This is a genomic window from Pseudomonas sp. GW823-FHT02C02 (genome assembly GCF_058797635.1).
This window is the reverse complement of the sequence record NZ_JBXAJV010000014.1, coordinates 74,184-89,995: the sequence shown is the minus strand read 5'-3', so window position 1 is coordinate 89,995 and position 15,812 is coordinate 74,184. Positions and strand designations below refer to the sequence as shown.

At 55.2% G+C, this 15,812-nt stretch carries 17 protein-coding genes; 6 read left to right on the top strand and 11 right to left on the bottom strand.

Translation table 11 applies throughout. From position 1 onward, the window contains the following. Positions 1–166 precede the first annotated feature (166 nt). From AC1ROI_RS23115 to AC1ROI_RS23100, 4 genes are all read left to right on the top strand, one after another. Positions 167–1,075, top strand: coding sequence for a hypothetical protein (locus tag AC1ROI_RS23115; protein ID WP_102599486.1), 909 nt, complete (start codon positions 167–169; stop codon positions 1,073–1,075). Positions 1,076–1,139: 64 nt separating this feature from the next. Next, on the top strand, positions 1,140–2,903 hold the full coding sequence (locus tag AC1ROI_RS23110; protein ID WP_102599487.1) for a type IV secretory system conjugative DNA transfer family protein: 1,764 nt from the start codon (positions 1,140–1,142) through the stop codon (positions 2,901–2,903). Next, positions 2,896–4,170 (top strand): type IV secretory system conjugative DNA transfer family protein, encoded by a 1,275-nt coding sequence (locus tag AC1ROI_RS23105; RefSeq protein ID WP_102599488.1) that lies wholly within the window; start codon positions 2,896–2,898, stop codon positions 4,168–4,170. The genes AC1ROI_RS23110 and AC1ROI_RS23105 overlap by 8 nt, the downstream gene beginning before the upstream one ends. A gap of 10 nt (positions 4,171–4,180) precedes the next feature. Next, positions 4,181–5,086 (top strand): hypothetical protein, encoded by a 906-nt coding sequence (locus AC1ROI_RS23100; RefSeq protein WP_102599489.1) that lies wholly within the window; start codon positions 4,181–4,183, stop codon positions 5,084–5,086. A gap of 44 nt (positions 5,087–5,130) precedes the next feature. On the opposite strand, the gene AC1ROI_RS23095 is transcribed toward AC1ROI_RS23100, so the two are convergent. The 3 genes from AC1ROI_RS23095 to ligA all read right to left on the bottom strand — a co-directional run bounded on the left by AC1ROI_RS23095 (position 5,131) and on the right by ligA (position 8,953). Beyond that, positions 5,131–5,586 (bottom strand): YcbK family protein, encoded by a 456-nt coding sequence (locus tag AC1ROI_RS23095; protein WP_256580145.1) that lies wholly within the window; start codon positions 5,584–5,586, stop codon positions 5,131–5,133. A gap of 227 nt (positions 5,587–5,813) precedes the next feature. After that, positions 5,814–6,884: a toprim domain-containing protein gene (locus AC1ROI_RS23090; RefSeq protein WP_102599491.1), complete on the bottom strand. Its 1,071-nt coding sequence runs from the start codon at positions 6,882–6,884 to the stop codon at positions 5,814–5,816. A gap of 59 nt (positions 6,885–6,943) precedes the next feature. Then, positions 6,944–8,953, bottom strand: a complete 2,010-nt coding sequence (ligA, locus tag AC1ROI_RS23085) for an NAD-dependent DNA ligase LigA (RefSeq protein WP_102599492.1) — start codon at positions 8,951–8,953, stop codon at positions 6,944–6,946. A gap of 111 nt (positions 8,954–9,064) precedes the next feature. On the opposite strand from ligA, the gene AC1ROI_RS23080 reads away from it, so the two are divergent. Both AC1ROI_RS23080 and AC1ROI_RS23075 read left to right on the top strand, forming a co-directional pair. Beyond that, a complete protein-coding gene (locus tag AC1ROI_RS23080) occupies positions 9,065–9,961 on the top strand; it encodes a recombination-associated protein RdgC (RefSeq protein WP_102599493.1) in 897 nt (298 codons plus the stop codon). A gap of 87 nt (positions 9,962–10,048) precedes the next feature. Next, positions 10,049–10,429: a hypothetical protein gene (locus AC1ROI_RS23075; RefSeq protein ID WP_102599494.1), complete on the top strand. Its 381-nt coding sequence runs from the start codon at positions 10,049–10,051 to the stop codon at positions 10,427–10,429. On the opposite strand, the gene AC1ROI_RS23070 is transcribed toward AC1ROI_RS23075, so the two are convergent. The 8 genes from AC1ROI_RS23070 to AC1ROI_RS23035 all read right to left on the bottom strand — a co-directional run bounded on the left by AC1ROI_RS23070 (position 10,426) and on the right by AC1ROI_RS23035 (position 15,793). Next, entirely contained in the window at positions 10,426–10,878 is a 453-nt protein-coding gene (locus AC1ROI_RS23070) for a hypothetical protein (RefSeq protein ID WP_102599495.1), read from the bottom strand. The two genes, AC1ROI_RS23075 and AC1ROI_RS23070, sit on opposite strands and share 4 nt — an antisense overlap. Continuing rightward, positions 10,871–11,320 carry a hypothetical protein gene (locus AC1ROI_RS23065; protein WP_146013509.1) on the bottom strand — a complete coding sequence of 150 codons (450 nt, stop codon included), beginning with the start codon at positions 11,318–11,320 and terminating at the stop codon, positions 10,871–10,873. The genes AC1ROI_RS23070 and AC1ROI_RS23065 overlap by 8 nt, the downstream gene beginning before the upstream one ends. Positions 11,321–11,421: 101 nt before the next feature. Beyond that, positions 11,422–11,892: a hypothetical protein gene (locus AC1ROI_RS23060; RefSeq protein WP_102599497.1), complete on the bottom strand. Its 471-nt coding sequence runs from the start codon at positions 11,890–11,892 to the stop codon at positions 11,422–11,424. Positions 11,893–11,967: 75 nt separating this feature from the next. Further along, the gene (gene trbC, locus AC1ROI_RS23055; RefSeq protein ID WP_256580146.1) at positions 11,968–12,699 is read right to left on the bottom strand and encodes a type-F conjugative transfer system pilin assembly protein TrbC; all 732 of its coding nucleotides are present in this window, start codon (positions 12,697–12,699) and stop codon (positions 11,968–11,970) included. Next, entirely contained in the window at positions 12,647–13,687 is a 1,041-nt protein-coding gene (locus AC1ROI_RS23050; RefSeq protein ID WP_102599498.1) for a TraU family protein, read from the bottom strand. The genes trbC and AC1ROI_RS23050 overlap by 53 nt, the downstream gene beginning before the upstream one ends. Then, on the bottom strand, positions 13,684–14,313 hold the full coding sequence (gene traW / locus AC1ROI_RS23045; RefSeq protein ID WP_102599499.1) for a type-F conjugative transfer system protein TraW: 630 nt from the start codon (positions 14,311–14,313) through the stop codon (positions 13,684–13,686). The genes AC1ROI_RS23050 and traW overlap by 4 nt, the downstream gene beginning before the upstream one ends. A 110-nt stretch (positions 14,314–14,423) precedes the next feature. Then, entirely contained in the window at positions 14,424–15,278 is an 855-nt protein-coding gene (locus AC1ROI_RS23040) for a DsbC family protein (protein ID WP_102599500.1), read from the bottom strand. Positions 15,279–15,529: 251 nt separating this feature from the next. Beyond that, positions 15,530–15,793 (bottom strand): hypothetical protein, encoded by a 264-nt coding sequence (locus AC1ROI_RS23035; RefSeq protein WP_102599501.1) that lies wholly within the window; start codon positions 15,791–15,793, stop codon positions 15,530–15,532. Between the last annotated feature and the right edge of the window lie 19 nt (positions 15,794–15,812).

The window sequence follows — 15,812 nt, the reverse complement described above, 5'->3', positions numbered from 1 at the left end:
CTTTTTGTTGCAATAGGTACTCTTGATACCTAAAATATAGTGACGTGTTAAGTATTGCAAATCTTGCTTGGCGAGCTCCCTAGAGCCTGCCCCTACCTTATTAGCTGCTGTGCGTCATACCCCTGCATTAGGTATTCACTCTTTGCAGCGTCGTAGGAGTTTAAAAATGCAATCCACATCAGAAGCAGTATCCACCGCGGGTCCGGCAAGCAACGAATGCAAGCCATCGGAGCCTGGTGCTCCCGCGGCTACGATCGGTCTGGAAGTGTGGAACCAGGTACAAGAAACGCATCCGGACTTAACAAAGTCTTTCAACAAAGGTGGCTTTCAGGGCACCGCCGTATCACCGACCTATCAAGCCATGAGGGCTACCCAGATTTTTGGGCCACATGGGCTTGGATGGGGAACTGAACTCATCAGTGAAAGTTACGTTGAGGGTGGCCCGTTGGGCTTTGATAAAGACGGCCGCATGCTCGGTCGCGAAATCATTCACAAGGTCTACCTTGAGCTCTGGTACATCTACGGAGGCAAACGCGGTTCGATCAAGCAGTTCGGCGCAACTACCTTCCTCTCCCGGGATGCCTACGGGACCATCTCGAGTGACGAAGACCACGCAAAGAAAAGCATTACTGACGCTACGTCAAAATGCCTTTCGTTGTTGGGGTTCAGTGCCGATGTCTACATGGGCAAATTCGACGACCATAAATACGTCGCTGGCCTAAAGGCAAAAATGGAAGCCGCGGGCAACCCGGCTACCGGTATGACATCGACGGAAAACCCTACGTCTAGTGCCCCTCAGCCGCAGCAGAACGAATCAGGCCCGTCTCCAACTGGATCGGATTATTCCCAGCGTTATCTGAGTTACAAGGCCCGTTTTAAAGAGCTTCAAGATAACAACCAACAGGTAAAGGACATTCCGGGTGTGCGTGCACAGATCCAACAGGATCCCGCACTTACCAAGATGGAGATCCAAACGCTGTTGCAATCGCCATTGCTGCGGATTGCTGACGCATCGCAGGAACCAGCTCAGGCTGGGGCCGGTGAGAACGCAGCATCTAAGAGCATTTTTTTATAACCCCCACAACCCGGTCACCTTTTGGTGGTCGGGTTTTTTTATGCGCAGCTAAAGGTTGTCCTCGATGAGCATGGAAAAGATTTTACGATCGAAAATCGGAGGGTCATTAGACACCCTGGCCCTGAGTGCAATGGGTGCAGGTGGGATATTGACCTCTCCGTATTTTGGATCGGTCCCCTCCAGCATGCCGCTCGCGTTGGGGGCGGCAGGCGGTGCCTACATCGGCAACAGGTTGTTCCAGTTTTGGAAGGACCAGCTACTACTCGATTCCAAAATCAACATCAGGTCAGCGACTGATCTGGTGCGACCGGATGGAATGCTGGTGGGTTACACGACCGACACGGGCAGTCCGGTACACATCCCAGATGAAGACCTGATGCGTCACGGTTTTATCCTGGGCCAGTCCGGTGTGGGGAAGACCGTGCTGGGCAAATTGTTGATGTTCCAGCAGATCCAGCGTGGCGGGGGCCTGACGTTTATCGACGGCAAAATGAATGCCGAAGACATTCAGACCATCTATCAGTACTGCTGCTGGGCTGGGCGTGAACAAGACCTGCTCATTCTCAATCCGGGTAACCCCGATATGAGCAACTCATACAACCCCATTCTCAGGGGCGATCCCGATGAAGTCGCTGCACGGATTTTGTCGATCATCCCATCGACGGAAAACAACCCGGGTGCAGACCACTATAAGCAGTCGGCGAACCAAGGCATCGCGACGTTAGTTGCTGCATTTCAAGCTGCGGGTCTTGCCTACAACTTTATCGATTTCACGATCCTGCTGATGAACCACAAAGCGATCGAGGAGCTCGAGACCCGCCTGAAGAAATCTCAGCCTCACAACCCGGCCACCAAAAATCTTTCACTGTTCCTCGAACAATACAAGGTTGGCGGCATGAACAAGCCGGGCCTCGAAAACATGGTCGACATTAAACGGATGAAGGAAACATTCGGTGGTCTTGCCGGCCGGATGTACATGTTCGGCACCGGCAAATTCGGTGAGGTATTGAACACCTATACCCCCGACATCGACCTATTCGAAGCCATCCGAGCGAAGAAGATCATCTACGTCGCTCTACCCACCATGGGTAAGAACGAAGCAGCGTCCAACTTCGGCAAGATGTTTCTCGGGGACTTCCGAACAGCGATTTCCTGGGTGCAGGCATTGCCGGAAGAGGAGCGTCCGAATCCCCCGCACTTGAACTTCATGGATGAGCTCGGCAGTTACGCCGTTCATTCGTTGGCACGGCCTTTTGAGCAAGGTCGATCCGCGCAAATGGCCTTGCTTCCCGCTGCCCAGACGCTGGCCAACCTTGATGTTGTGTCACCTGACTTCAAGGAGATGATCATCGGTAACACGTGGACCAAGATTTTTTTCAAGATCGGGACCCAGGCCACCGCCGTAGAGTGCGCCGACCTGATCGGTATGAAAATTGGGATTACCAAATCGCTCAGTGGCACGCAGAACGAGAGCAGCAGCACTCCACTTCTGAATGTGACACCGGAGGGCGGCACAGGCGCCGCCGCCGGCATCTCCGAAGGCGAGCGCGAGCAGGAAGAATACAAGGTCAGCCCCGACGACCTGAAGGCTCTCGGCAAAGGCGAATGCATCATCCAGTACGGCGGCGACCAGATCTTCAACGTCCGGGTACCGATGATCACCATCGATAAAAAGCTACAAAAAGAGATTGGCCGTATCCGCATCAACCATTTCCGGAAAGCGCCTGTTGAAGGCGCGGACTACTTCAAAAACAGCGACAAATACCTCGGTGGTAGCGGAAAGCCTACTGGCGGTCGCAAAGCCGTAAAGGAGCTAGCAGATGAATAACGAAAACCCGATGGCAGACGTGGCCACCGGCGGGCATGTGCTCGTCCTTGATGAGCGAAGCACCGGTCAGGAACAGCTGATCGCCGGTATGCTGGGCAAACAGATCTCAGCAGGTGGCGCGGTGATTGTTTTGGGCTCCTCGATTGAAGAGCCAATGCTCGCGACTTTGCTCAACGCATGCAATGAGGTCGGTCGCGAGGCCGATCTGTTGGTGGTCAACCCTGCCAAACCTGCAACCAGCCACACCTACAACCCTGTGCTTTACAGCTCTCCCGCGAATATCGCCAGCCAGGTGATGAACTTCATCGCTAACCAGGACGACTTAGCCGACACGAACGACGCCGGCACGGCCTGGCTGCTGGAGGCGATTATTGCGTGTCTTCAGCTCGGCAATATCCCCTACTCGTTCCTTGATCTCGGGATGTTCGTCATGAAGCCCGACGCCATAGCCGCCCTAGGAGGCTTCATTGGCGAGGCGCACCCCGGTTCCGAGGAGTTGCGAGCGCTGGAAGCAGCGCTACTGAGCTTCCGTGATGCTGAGGGCAATATTTGCCCATCCCTGCTGAAAGCGCAGTACTCAGGGCTTGCCGGGAGCATGTGCATGCTCGGCACCGGCCGGATGGGGGAAATATTCAATAGCTACAAGCCTGATCTGGTTCTTCATGAGGCGATCGCATCCGGAAAGGTCATCTACCTTGCCGCTCCCTACATCGGCCGGGGGGCCGCGGCCTCAAATCTCCGTCGAATCGTGATCGCGAACTTGGCTGACGCAGTTGGCCGGCTTGCTGATCGTGAGCCGGCTCCAAAAGTGCCCGCTCTTGCGGTGTTCACCGATGCGGGTGGCTGTAACGACCCATGCGTTGAGCGCTTGTTGGCGGCTGAAAGCGAACGGTTTCTGAGGGTTTGGATCTCGTCGCCCTCGTTGGACGACCTTGGCCGGGAGTCGATTGACCTTCGCGAAGTCTGCCTTAGCCGGGCTCGGAGCCTTGTTTTTTTCAGACCTAACACCGAGGCCACTGCACAGTTGTACCTGAAGTTTTTGAATCAGGACGGCGGCGCCGGAACGGGGGCAATGGCCGAGCGGATGTTGGCGTTCAGTGCCACGCAATACGTCGCTGTGACAGATGGCAGCCATGTGCAATGGGGCGATGCACGTGCAGCACAATCGGAGACCAAGTGGTCAGCGGCCGAGCTGCCCCGCCCTCAGCGCTTCTTCCACGACCCCCTGACTGGGGCGGACCAATTTACCCAGACTGTGCCAGTTTGAGGGCTCTCGAATGAATGATCTAACTATGCAGCACAACGGGGTTGAGGAAGCGGACTATGAGTACGGACCTGAAGTTCATACTGGCGATGGTAGCGATATTTCTGATCCTGGGGATGTTCGTAACTGGCTTGAGAGCTTTGATAGCGCCAATATTTTCGAAGGTCTTGACGCCTTCGATTTTGGCGACAGCCTCAACGATGCTCAAGTGGATTTTCTGGGTGGTGACGAAGCTGTGGTCGAGCCACGTCCTTTTGCTCAAGAACTTGCTCTCACCGCACTCAATAATCTACCGAACCTTGGATCGCAAAGACGAACAGTAAAAGAAGAGACCCTGCGTCGCCTGGACGAAGAGGACTTCGAAGCTGGTGTTCCGCGGCTGGCGTTCCGTATCGTCAAAGCAAACGTAGAGGCGCTCTTTGCCAAAAAAATGAAGCCTGACGACTACGCGAAGGCGGCTCAATGGGTCTTTGGCCCAACCCTGGGTGAGTGGTCATTCGACCGATGCTGCGAAGTCCTGGGGGCGCGAAAAGACGTTATCAGGTTGCGTATTCACTATGAGTTCTGGCGCCGCTGGTACGTCTTCCCTGTGGAGTTCCCGTTCTTGATTGATCCGGTTCCAGAAGCGGTTGCTGATGAGATCTACATCATGAGCGGTGATGAAGGCTACGATCTGGCCCGGGCGGCGTGGAATCAGCCGGGAATTCGATCGAAGGATTTGATGGTACAAGCCTCGAAGGGACAGAGCACGGAAAAATACCGCGTTGCACTGGAGCGTCTTGCTGATCGCTACATGCTGTCTCAGCAAAATGACTGTTGGTACCTCACCGGCCGTAACCCTGCCCTGCGAGCGGTCGACATGGCGATAATTCCTAATCGACCTTCGACCAACCAGGTGTCATGGTCGAATATGTTTTGACGTTGTGATTGCCAGGCCTCCTCGAGGGGGTCTGGCCCGCGTTTTTAACCCCTACCCTTCTTCGCTGTTCCCCGCCAGGTCCGCAGTTTTCCGTCGTCGACATGGATGAAGCCTGCATCCGGATAGACGCCGACGCCGCCACCCTGAAGATACAGTGCCAGTTGCTTCAGATACTCCACCGGTACGCCCTGAACATACAGATCACAAGCCCCGCCACGCAGGTGAGCGGAGTCGCGAACGCCACCGGCATCCTCGTTGGTTTTTTCGCTGCGATAACCGGATGTAACGATGATCGGGAGGTGAATCCCGTGCATTGCGAACCAGCCCTGGATCCCGCAGAGGATGTCCAACAGCGTATGACTCATCTGCACCGCGGTACCGGTATGAACGTCACGCAGAATGCGGCATACACGCTCGTAACCGGACCACTGTAGGTGGCCGTTTTGGTGGTAGATCTCGTTTACCTCTTCCCACACCCCTCGGCGCACTTCGCGCTTCAACCATAGGCGCCTTGGCTGATCCCAGAACGTGCTGGTGCTCGCGGAGGCGGGTTGTATGCCGGTGGATAAAAGGCCGAGGGAGTAGAGAAGTAGCTGTCTTCGGTTCACGTGGGTCGAGCCTAGCGCGGTGATGGGATCATGATACCAGCGGTGTAATGGTATGTGTACGTGTTATGAATTAAACTGTTGGCACAAAAAAGCCCGGGGGTTAGCCGGGCTGTAGGGGGTTATTTGGAGAGTCCTCGCATTGCTTTGAGTTGATCGTTTAAGTCCCCTACCCTGTTGGGTGGGTTGAAGATTCCTGTCTTGGCTTCAAAAGCTGCCAAAACGGGCATCAGTTTTTCCAGTGCGGCATAGCCTGGCTTGTCAGGGTCAAGTGCCATGAGCACGTTTCTATCGGCCATCATTTGAAACCAGTTTGCTTCCCAGTTTTCGCATCCTGGGAGGGCGAAGATAGTTCTTTTTGATCCCATCTCAACAGCGGAAAGCATGTCGATCGGGCCTTCAACAATCATGAACTCGTCAGGTGTTTGCCCTTCCCAGATCCATGGAGACTTGCCACCGTAACGCATGGCTTTCTTCTCCCCTTCTTTGGGTTCACGCATCAGTCTGAATTCCGCTGCGCAGTGAGACTGCGAACGAAACCACAGTGGCCTGAATGCACAGGCTGGCGCCTTTTTATCTGGTTTCCAGAGTCCCGCTCTTTCCATCAGTTCCTGTCCCGCCACTTCAGTCAAAAATGCTTTTGCTTGAAATGGGTCGTTGGGGATGGTGATTAGAATGCCTCGCTCGCAAGCCTCACGTGCAACACGTTCCGATATGCCTCGGCCACCCAGATACTCCAAAGCTGGCTTTGAAGGATACGGTGCAGCTTCAGCAACTTTTTGTAGAACAAGCGCCAAGGCGCTGTCGTCGCGTTGAATCGCAGTTTCGGGTTTAGGCGGCATGTAATGCTTCAGCATGTCGATATCGGCCCTCATCAGCTCAAGGCCAGCTTCCCGGTGGGTTTTACCCCAGTAGAAGGCAGCAGCTTCCACGACATCACCATGCTCCCCACAACTGAAGCACTTCCAGCTGTCGTCTTTTACGCAAACTTTGACCGAGTGAACGGACGAAGCCTGGCAGCTTGGGTTTGGACAAACACCGTACCGGATGGCACCGCTCATTGGTTTGGGTTTTCCATCGAGCATGTGCTCGAAGAACCAGTTGAGAGGCACGTGAGTACGGACATAATTGAAGTCGACTTCGTAAACGTTGCCATTGGCATCGCGTTTGAAGTGGTCTTGATTACCTGCCATTACTGGTTCTCCAGATGAAATCTTGATGCTAGGGAATGCTTTACGTCGGCCTGTAATCTTCAGCTCGCAAGGGCAGCTAGCAGCATCGTTTCGTCCCAGACCGGGATGCCGAGATTCTGTGCTGCTTCAAGTTTTGATCCGGCGGACTCGCCGGCAACGACGACACTGGTTTTGCTGGATACTGAGCCGGATACCTTGCCGCCGGCATCTTCGACCAGCGCCTTGGCCTGCTCGCGGTTCAAGGTGGGAAATGTACCGGTCAGAACGAAGACTTTGCCCGACAGGGAACTCCCGGTGGTTTTCAGCGAATCCTGCGGAGAAGTGATCGCGGCGAGGCGATCGGCTTCGAGACCCAGGGAGTCATCGGCAAAGAACCGCTGAATGTTTGCAGTGGTGTCGGGGCCGACGTCGGGGGTTTGAATTAGTTCGTCATAGGTGGCAACCCTAAACCGCGACCAGGCGCCAAATTGTTTGGCCAAGGCTTTGCTCGTCGCCTCCCCCACACCTTCGATACCCAGCGAGTAGATGAACCGCGCCAAATCCGGCTGCATTGAGGCGACGATGCTCTTCGTCAACTTTGCCGCGGAAACACGCCCAAAGCCTGGCAGGGAGACCACATCAGTAGCCTGAAGAGTAAACAGGTCAGATGGCATGCTTATCAGCTGAGCCTCGATCAGGGCAGTGATCGACTTATCTCCCAGACCATCGATATTCATGCCCAGCTTGGAAGCGAAGTGGCATAGCTTGCCCAGCTTCTGTGCGGGACACTTCAGGCCGCCGGGGCAGTATGAGCCCACCATGCCGGGCTGGCGCTCGAGGCGGGAGTCGCAGGATGGGCAGTTGAGGGGCATGACAAAGCATTGCAGGGATTCGTCAGCAGAAGATGGCACGACTCGGACCACCTCTGGCACCACATCGCCCGCCCGGCGGACAATGACAGTGCTTCCGAACTTCACACCTTTTGCGTTGACCTGGTCCGCATTGTGAAGTGATGCGCTTGAGACCATTACGCCCCCAACCCGGACCGGGTCAATTTTGGCCACGGGGGTCGCGGCGCCGGTCCGGCCAATCTGTACGACAATATCCCGAACGGTGGAAATGGCCTCTTCTGCTGGGTATTTGTAGGCGATCGCGAACCGAGGCGTGCGGTTAGTCCAGCCAAGCTCTTGTTGGCCATGTAAAGCGTTGACCTTGAACACCACTCCATCGATGTCAAAAGGGAGCGCTGCCCTGCCCTCGCCGACGCGCTCAAAAAAGCTTTCCACTCCAGCCCGACCCCGCACTACTGCGGTCTCTGGGGCAATTGCAAACCCCAAATTCAGCAGGCCTTGAATCAGCTCCCATTGAGTGGTGGCGTTGAACGGTGTTTCTCCGTTCAGTTCCGAAGCGCCATAGGCATAAAAGCTCAGGCGGCGAGAGGCTGTGATTTTCGGGTCCAGTTGCCGCATGCTGCCGGCCGCCCCGTTACGCGTGTTGGCCAAAGGCTTCTCTCCGCGGCCCAACAACTGTTCGTTGACCAGCTCGAAGTCACTTTTCCGCATTACCACTTCACCACGGACTTCCAGGTCTATCGGAATTGGCAGTCGAAGAGGCAGGTTCCGGATGGTCCGCGCCTGAGATGTCACGTTTTCACCGGTAAAGCCGTCACCCCGGGTGGCGGCACGGAAAAGGACGCCGCCGATGTACCTGGCAGCGAGCGCAAGCCCGTCGTACTTCAATTCGCCGGTGAGTTCCAGAGCCTCTGGCTCGACGCCAAGGCCTGCTGCCGCCGCGGTGACGAATGCCATGGCTTCGGTATCGTCCATTGCATCTTTGAGCGAAAGCATGGGCTGGTCATGGGGAGCCGGCTCGAATCCATCAAGGATCGCACCCCCTACTCTCTGGGTCGGGGAGTCAAGCGTGACCAGGTGCGGATGTTGAGCCTCAAGGTCTTGTAGCTCACGAAAAAGAAGGTCGTACGCCCCATCGGTGATCTGGGGCGCATCGTTCGTATGGTACTGGTCCGCGTGGGCGGTTACAGCCGTGCGCAGCTGCTGGATTCGTTGTTCAACAGGAAGAAGAGCAGACATGGTTTTCTCGCTGACAGGACGGATGTACTCATCATAATAAATCAAACAGTATTATGCGCACGTGTTGTGATTTATTATCTTGCTACAGCCAGTCCTCCTCAGGTCGCCGCCATGTTTTCAAACCTACACCTTTATCGGATCACCGAGCCATGGACCCTCTCGCCGACGGAGCTGGCCAAGAAGCTTGAGAAGAAGGCGTTCAAGCCTTGCACTGAAAAAATGATTCGCTCAAGTGGCTGGATTGCCCCCCGGGCTGGCGGTGGACTGGTATACGAGGTGCAGAAGCAGTATTTGATCGCGGTGTGCTTCGAAGAAAAAAAGGTTCCTGAGCCTGTTTTGCAACGGCTGACGATCAAAAAGGCCGCAAAGATCGAGGCCGACAAGGGCTACAAGCCCAGCCGCAAACAGATGAAGGAACTCAAGGAAGAAGCACTCATTGAACTGCTACCCAGGGCATTCGAGCACCAGGTAACTATTCAGATATGGGTGAATGCTGCTGCCGGGCTGATTGCGATCGACACTGGAACCCCCGCTAAAGCCGACGATGTGATGACATTGCTTCAGGAGGTCATCGCAATTCCGGCGTCGTTAATCCGCACCAGCATGGACCCCGGATCTGCAATGGCCACCTGGTTGATGAACAACGAGGCGCCTGATGAGTTCACCGTCGACAGAGAGGTGTATCTGCAAGGACTCGACATCGAAAAATCCAAGGTCCATTACGCACAGCTCAGCCTCGAGCGCGATGAAGTGCGGCAACACATTCTTGAGGGGCGCCGCCCCACAAAACTCGCGATGACCTGGGATGAACGGGTAGCGTTTTTTCTGACCGACAAATCGCAGGTCAAGAAAATTACTTTCCTGGATAGCGTCAAGGGCGAGATACCCGACGAGGAAGATGAGGAAGCGGCATTTTCCGCAATGTTCTTGGTCTACACCGCACAGCTGACAAAACTGGTGCCGTCGTTGCTTGAGGCGTTGGGCGGAGAGGAGGCAAGCGAAGGTTAACGAAGGCGTGTTGATTGTAAGAGCGTGATGCGCATTACCGGTTACTAGGCATACGCAAGGCTTAGCACACACTCCGGGAGAATGACCATGAAACTGACTTTTGACACTGCCGTATTCCAACGTAAAGCCCAGTCCCTCAGCCTGAAGCTGAACCTGAAATCCCAGGCTGTAATGAAGCAGGCCAAGCTGATTGGCGAACTTGTTTTTCTGTTGGGGAAAGCCTGCTATTTGAAAATGTTCCACGCTCAGATCGTGACTACGACCACCGTCGATGTTGATGGGTTTATGAACGTGTACGAGCTGGAAGGTGTTCCGAGTGTGACCGCTGGTTTGGTCCGCTTGAATTACCGCCAGACCGTTAATGGGTACGTCAAAGCTCGTAGCAGTGTGCTTGTAACCGATGCTCAATGGGATCGTCTGAGCCGGCGAGCTGCGTTTGGCGCTGGTAGACTGGCTCAGATTGTTTAACGATGTACAAAACCCGGACACAGTGTCCGGGTTTTTTTTTCGCCTTTCGATTGACCTACCAGTAAAGGCCCTGCGCCTTCACAGCTATGAGGGGGTGTAAGCACCGCGGGATCCACGAAGTAGACGGTGGCAAGGTGTACCGTAAGCGCCACAGCGCAGAGTAGGAATTGTCTCAACGATTGCACAAAAAACAGGAGTTCAAGAGTTACCACAAACAGAACCGTTCCCCCGCCTACGGAGATTTTGTCCAGCACCCAGGCGGTGTTTGTTAGAACTGAGTGAGACACGTCGCTGGCCACGGTGCTGGATGGTGCATAGGTGATTTGGAAATAGATCAGCACTATGTCAATGCAGACGATGGCCAACACGGGCAACAGGAGTATCACAGCTAATGCCCAATGCCGGTTTACAGGCGGGGTTGGATGCTCGGCGACCAGGGGCTCATTCATCACAGTACTCCTCGTCCTCTTCTCCCTCTCCGTAGAGGTCGCGATAAGCCTCAGCTACAGCTTCGCTGGATGCCCTACTGAGTTCACTTAAGTCCTGTTTGTCGAAGCCTGACGCGATAAGCAAGATGTCCGCATCAAAACTCGACAATGTTGCGCAGATCGCGTGAATTTTGCAGGCGAAGCCGTAGTTCCATGCTTCAAATACCTGGGCGTTCCAGGTGATTGATTTGGAAACCTCTTCAGCAACGTCGCCGGCGTTAACCCATGCACCGTCCCGGTAGATGCAACCGTCGCGAGCAATGCTCATCAGCTCGCCAGATGTAGCACCTTTTTTGAATTTTGCGCAGGTGAGTTCACGCCAGGTGCTCAGGTTGAGACCCAGCCCGTGGAGCCACTCGTGGTCCTCTTTGGTTAGCAGATTTTGCATTTTGTTGTCGTCCAAAAAAATGCCTCACAAGGAGGCATTAAAGTCAGGATTGATTAGTTCTATCGAGTGCGAACAATCAAACAACTGTTCAGCCTACAAAGTTACTCAGTTGCTATTTAGGCAGCTGCCGCTGACTCACATTCAACCCCGCACAACGTCAAGTCGCCTTTTGCTGGAACCTTGAGCAGGCTTCGGATCAACCGTTCCTTGCGAGCGTTGAATTTGTTTTCGTAGTTCAGGTGCGTAAATCCGAATCCAGCCGAAGCAAATACTACTAACACTGCTGCACCTAAAGCCCCAATTACCCACCCGATATAAAGCTGGGCCGGGTTTGTGGTGATAGCAGTGGTGAACCCTTCTGGATCAGAGCAAGCAAAGCCAAATGCCCATGTCATCAGCGCCAATGGCGTGATGTGGATTGCTTGGGTCATTGCGCTCCAGATGATGTAGATGAGGTTTACAAACTGCGCGAGGTACAGTCGTCTGTCCTGTTGAACAGCTTTGTCGATCTGGCTGAGTTCATTTTCACTTAGGGAACCGACAGTTACGCCATTAATGATGACTTCCCATTTGTACTTATCGGACATAGCACTGTTCCTTTCGGTATGAGTTTCACGAACGGTATTTCGGAATGCCCTACTGCGTAGGGCATAAGGCCAAAGTTACTGAACCGATCCTGGTGCGTTTCGCTGGCGAATCTGTGCCAGCTTGTTCTCTGCCATTTTTGCGATCGTTGGTTGGCCACGAAGGCGTATCGTGTCCAATGCCAACTGGGCAGAGATGTTGCCGGTCACCGAGGTGTACGTCGCATCGGGTGAACAACCAGTGTCGAGGACTGACTCGGCCTCGGCGCTTGCAACAACGAACGTTGGAACCGCCTCAACCTTGAACGCCTTGAACAGCTCAGGGTTGACCTCCCAAGGAACGCCCGCTTTGTTCACGTCCAATGCGGCTTGTTTGGTCTGCATCATGGAGCCGTTGACGAAGCCGCGGACCACCAGCACAGCACCCGTTTCTTTAGCCTGGCGGGTGAGATCCATGAGGATGTCCTTCGGCATCGAGAACGAGACGAAGATGATGAAGTCACTCTGGCCGGGCTTAGCTTTCGATTCGTTTTTCGCGTTGTTATAACGCGCAACAACGTCGTCCAGCGTCTCCGTCTTGGTCGGCGGCGGAGCGTTGATCACCGGCACGGTAGTTTTGAAGGTCCCTGCTTTCACGGGATCGATCTTGCCACCCAGGGTGGCGGCCCTTGCCGCTGACTGCTCGCCCATCAGCTTTTGCAGCTCTGCATCGGACGGCATTGCCAGCGATTGGGCGCCGACGCCCAGGCTCATAACGCTAGTTGCCAAGAGTAACGCCGCCGCAGCAGTCGCGTTTACGGAAAATGCCATAGCCAAAGTCCTTGTAACCGGGAATTGGAAACTCTGTATTCGATTCGGTCAGAATGGTGGAGCGCCCAATGGGGCCACAGCATTTGCCATCGATCTTTGCTGTTTCGGGTTTTGGGTACAGACGTGTGAACTTGTACTGGCGCTTGTCCATGATGATCTGTGGGTAATAGCCACACATGGCACCGCTGCCCATTGCTGCCCACTGCGTTCCCGCCGCGTGCAATTTGGCGAGGATTCGGGTCGTCTGTAACCGGGCGGTCTGCTCCATGCTCAAATGCGCTTCGTTATGACCGGTCAGGGGGTACATGTGGCCGTACGAGCCGGCAGCCCAGAAGATGGTCGAGAGCGGGAACCCTGCCGCCGCTGCCACCGCGTCGGCGGACATTGCCCCGATCGCTACCATGCTGCCGAACGGGAAGGCATACGGTGTGAGGATCCCGGCGAGCTCGTCATCGTTATGCGTGGGGTCGGCAAACGAGACCCAAGGGACGTCCATGCCGCGCTGGTCCATGCAGGTGTCATCCAGAATCGCCCCCATCACATACATGGCAGGGTTGAGGTAAAAGTTGACCTGCATGAACGAGTCGCGAGTGCTGGAGATGCCGCCACCCTGATCATCGGAAATTTGCCCGAATGCGTCCGAGTTCACACCGACGTTTACCCGGACACCGCCGAGCAGCGGAAAGCAACCAGGTACCGTGGTGACGTCCGTCATCATGTCGAATTCCCAGAATGACGTTGGGATCCCCACCTTGGGCGGGTTGCCGCAAAAGCAGAACGGACTTGAGCCGCCGCCGCTGTCAAAGTCTTCCTGGCCATCCGAAACCAGGTTGGTCGAGCCGAAAAGCTTGATCGGAAACATGCAGGACCAGCAGACGTCAGTGATGAGATTTGGAAACTTGCCGGTACAGATCTCGTCGGCGTTGACGCTGAGAGAGCTGAGAAGCCCGGTGATCAAGAAGCCAAAAGCCATAAAAGTCTTTTTCATAGCTTGAGCTCCTCGATCTGGAGTTGCCGGCCCTGCTGGGTGATCACGGCTGGCACACGCTCAATGCCGAACTTCTTGGTCAGGATGCCCCGCTGGTCGAAGTAGACCGGGCGCCCCCACTCGCGATTCAGCTTCAGAAAGGACCCCGCCACGAGTATTACCTTGTCCCGTGGGTGCTCATCGGTGCGCTTCTTGGCGTAGGCGAGTTGTTTGGGGTCGCGGCCGTCAATAAAGATGATTGCTTTGCTCAGTGAGATGTAATCGAGCGGGTTGATCTTGGTACCGGCCGGGACCAGCACGTTACCGAGATGGTCTTTAACGGTCTCGGCATAGGTGTAGGTCGGGTCGTACATGCGAATTTGCGGTTCGACCACCTCTTCGATTCCGGCGAGGGGTTTGGGGTTTTCTAGCCCGGACAGCTGCTGGTCCCGGTAGTTGTTCCAGTATTTCGACAGGTCCCCTTTCTTCTCCATGTCACCCAACCGACCTTTGATCATGTCGATTGCATCCTGCTCTTGGACATCCCAGGTGTTGCCATATTGGCCCAGCTGTTCAGCATGCAGGTTGAATGAGGTGAGATAGAGAGCGGGAACGAAGGCAATGGCACAAAGGCGGCGTAGCTTCATCGCAACTCCAGATAGGTTCGCCCGTGGGCGTCCCAAGGTGAGATCTGAGGTGTCCAAAAACAACGTGGCCATCGAGATGGCCACGAGAGGATCAAGTGCTGGGTTCCGGCTTATGCGCCACCCTTCAGCCACGACTCCAGGCGTTCAAGCGTGCCCAATCCCGGCATCTTTCGACCGTCTTCGCTGAACATGGTTGGGGTGCCGTTGACGCCGAGGCTTTCTGCCAGGCCGATGTTGCGTTCGATGGGGTTGGCGCATTTGGACGGTGCCGGCATGACGCCTTTCATCATAGTGTCCCAGGCGGCGGCGCGGTCTGCTTCAGGCAAGCACCAGATGGATTCGGCTTTCGCCTTGGCCTGAGGGTGCAGCGACTCGATCGGGAACATGAAGGTGTAGATCGTCACGTTGTCGAGCTGGGTGAAGACCTTGTTCTCGAGGTCGTGGCAGTAAGGGCAGTCGGGGTCGGTAAACAGGTAGATTTTGCGGGAGCCATCGCCCTTAACGCGGGTAAATGCGTCGGCGAGCGGGAACTTGGTCACATCAACCTTTTCCGCCGCTGCTCGTTTTGGGGCGGTCAGGTCCTGCCGGGTTTGCATGTCGTACAGGCTTCCGAACATCAGGTAGCGGCCTTCGGCGTCCGTGTAGGCGATGTTTTTGCCCATGGTGATTTCGAAAATACCGGCCAGAGGTGCTTTGACGACGCTGGTAAAGTTGGTTGCGGGATACTTCTGACGCAGACCGTTGAGAACGGCCAGGGTTTCGAGGTCGGCCGGTGCTGGCGCCGCCGCGGCAACCGGAGCTGCTGGGGTTGCTGGAGCGGCGACTTGTGGTGCAGCGGTCGGGGCAACCTGGGCAACGGTGGTCGTAGCGACGGCGGCGGCTGGCGCTTGGGTTGGGGCGGCTTCGTCAGCGAAAACAGCCAGCGAACAGCTGGCGAGGGCGATTGCGAGTGCAAGCTTCTTCATCGAGTACCTCAGATTTGAATTGGTCTGTTACAGGATTATGCGTACGTGTGATGCCATACTAACAATACGAATAACACAAGACCATACGCCGCCAGTATTATTTACAATTCTGATCTGGGTTCGAGGAGCCTAAACACACACTACTTAGGGTGAGCACCTATGGCTGAACCCAGATCAGCAGTTGCCCAATCGGTTTCACCGCGCAAAGAAAAACCCCCGCACCAGAATTGGTGACGGGGGTGTGAATAGCGTTAAACCGTCGACGGGCGAATGTTCGTGAGATTCTGAGGGTCGATTGGAATGCCGTAGTTCGAGGCGTCAGTGAAGACACCGCTTTTGGAATCGATGAAGCTCAGGTCATCGACCACCCAGCGCTGGTTAGGTCCATCCAGCAGACAGCAGCGAGTGCCGGCTGGAACATGAACCTCATGCTTGGTACGGCCGACGCAGAAGGAAACGGTAACGGCATTGATGGTGTTGCCCAGTTGGGTGTACGGGGTCCGGTTGGATTTCATGTCAAATTTTTTCCTGAAA

What these genes read in the sequence shown, in the direction of transcription:
- AC1ROI_RS23050 (WP_102599498.1), bottom strand. Translation starts at nt 13,687, where the DNA reads ATGAAAAAGACTTTTATGGCTTTTGGCTTCTTGATCACCGGGCTTCTC.
- AC1ROI_RS23080 (WP_102599493.1), top strand. Translation starts at nt 9,065, where the DNA reads ATGTTTTCAAACCTACACCTTTATCGGATCACCGAGCCATGGACCCTC.
- AC1ROI_RS23035 (WP_102599501.1), bottom strand. Translation starts at nt 15,793, where the DNA reads ATGAAATCCAACCGGACCCCGTACACCCAACTGGGCAACACCATCAAT.
- AC1ROI_RS23100 (WP_102599489.1), top strand. Translation starts at nt 4,181, where the DNA reads ATGAATGATCTAACTATGCAGCACAACGGGGTTGAGGAAGCGGACTAT.
- AC1ROI_RS23115 (WP_102599486.1), top strand. Translation starts at nt 167, where the DNA reads ATGCAATCCACATCAGAAGCAGTATCCACCGCGGGTCCGGCAAGCAAC.
- AC1ROI_RS23070 (WP_102599495.1), bottom strand. Translation starts at nt 10,878, where the DNA reads ATGAATGAGCCCCTGGTCGCCGAGCATCCAACCCCGCCTGTAAACCGG.
- AC1ROI_RS23110 (WP_102599487.1), top strand. Translation starts at nt 1,140, where the DNA reads ATGAGCATGGAAAAGATTTTACGATCGAAAATCGGAGGGTCATTAGAC.
- AC1ROI_RS23040 (WP_102599500.1), bottom strand. Translation starts at nt 15,278, where the DNA reads ATGAAGAAGCTTGCACTCGCAATCGCCCTCGCCAGCTGTTCGCTGGCT.
- trbC (WP_256580146.1), bottom strand. Translation starts at nt 12,699, where the DNA reads ATGGCATTTTCCGTAAACGCGACTGCTGCGGCGGCGTTACTCTTGGCA.
- AC1ROI_RS23060 (WP_102599497.1), bottom strand. Translation starts at nt 11,892, where the DNA reads ATGTCCGATAAGTACAAATGGGAAGTCATCATTAATGGCGTAACTGTC.
- AC1ROI_RS23105 (WP_102599488.1), top strand. Translation starts at nt 2,896, where the DNA reads ATGAATAACGAAAACCCGATGGCAGACGTGGCCACCGGCGGGCATGTG.
- traW (WP_102599499.1), bottom strand. Translation starts at nt 14,313, where the DNA reads ATGAAGCTACGCCGCCTTTGTGCCATTGCCTTCGTTCCCGCTCTCTAT.
- AC1ROI_RS23090 (WP_102599491.1), bottom strand. Translation starts at nt 6,884, where the DNA reads ATGGCAGGTAATCAAGACCACTTCAAACGCGATGCCAATGGCAACGTT.
- ligA (WP_102599492.1), bottom strand. Translation starts at nt 8,953, where the DNA reads ATGTCTGCTCTTCTTCCTGTTGAACAACGAATCCAGCAGCTGCGCACG.
- AC1ROI_RS23075 (WP_102599494.1), top strand. Translation starts at nt 10,049, where the DNA reads ATGAAACTGACTTTTGACACTGCCGTATTCCAACGTAAAGCCCAGTCC.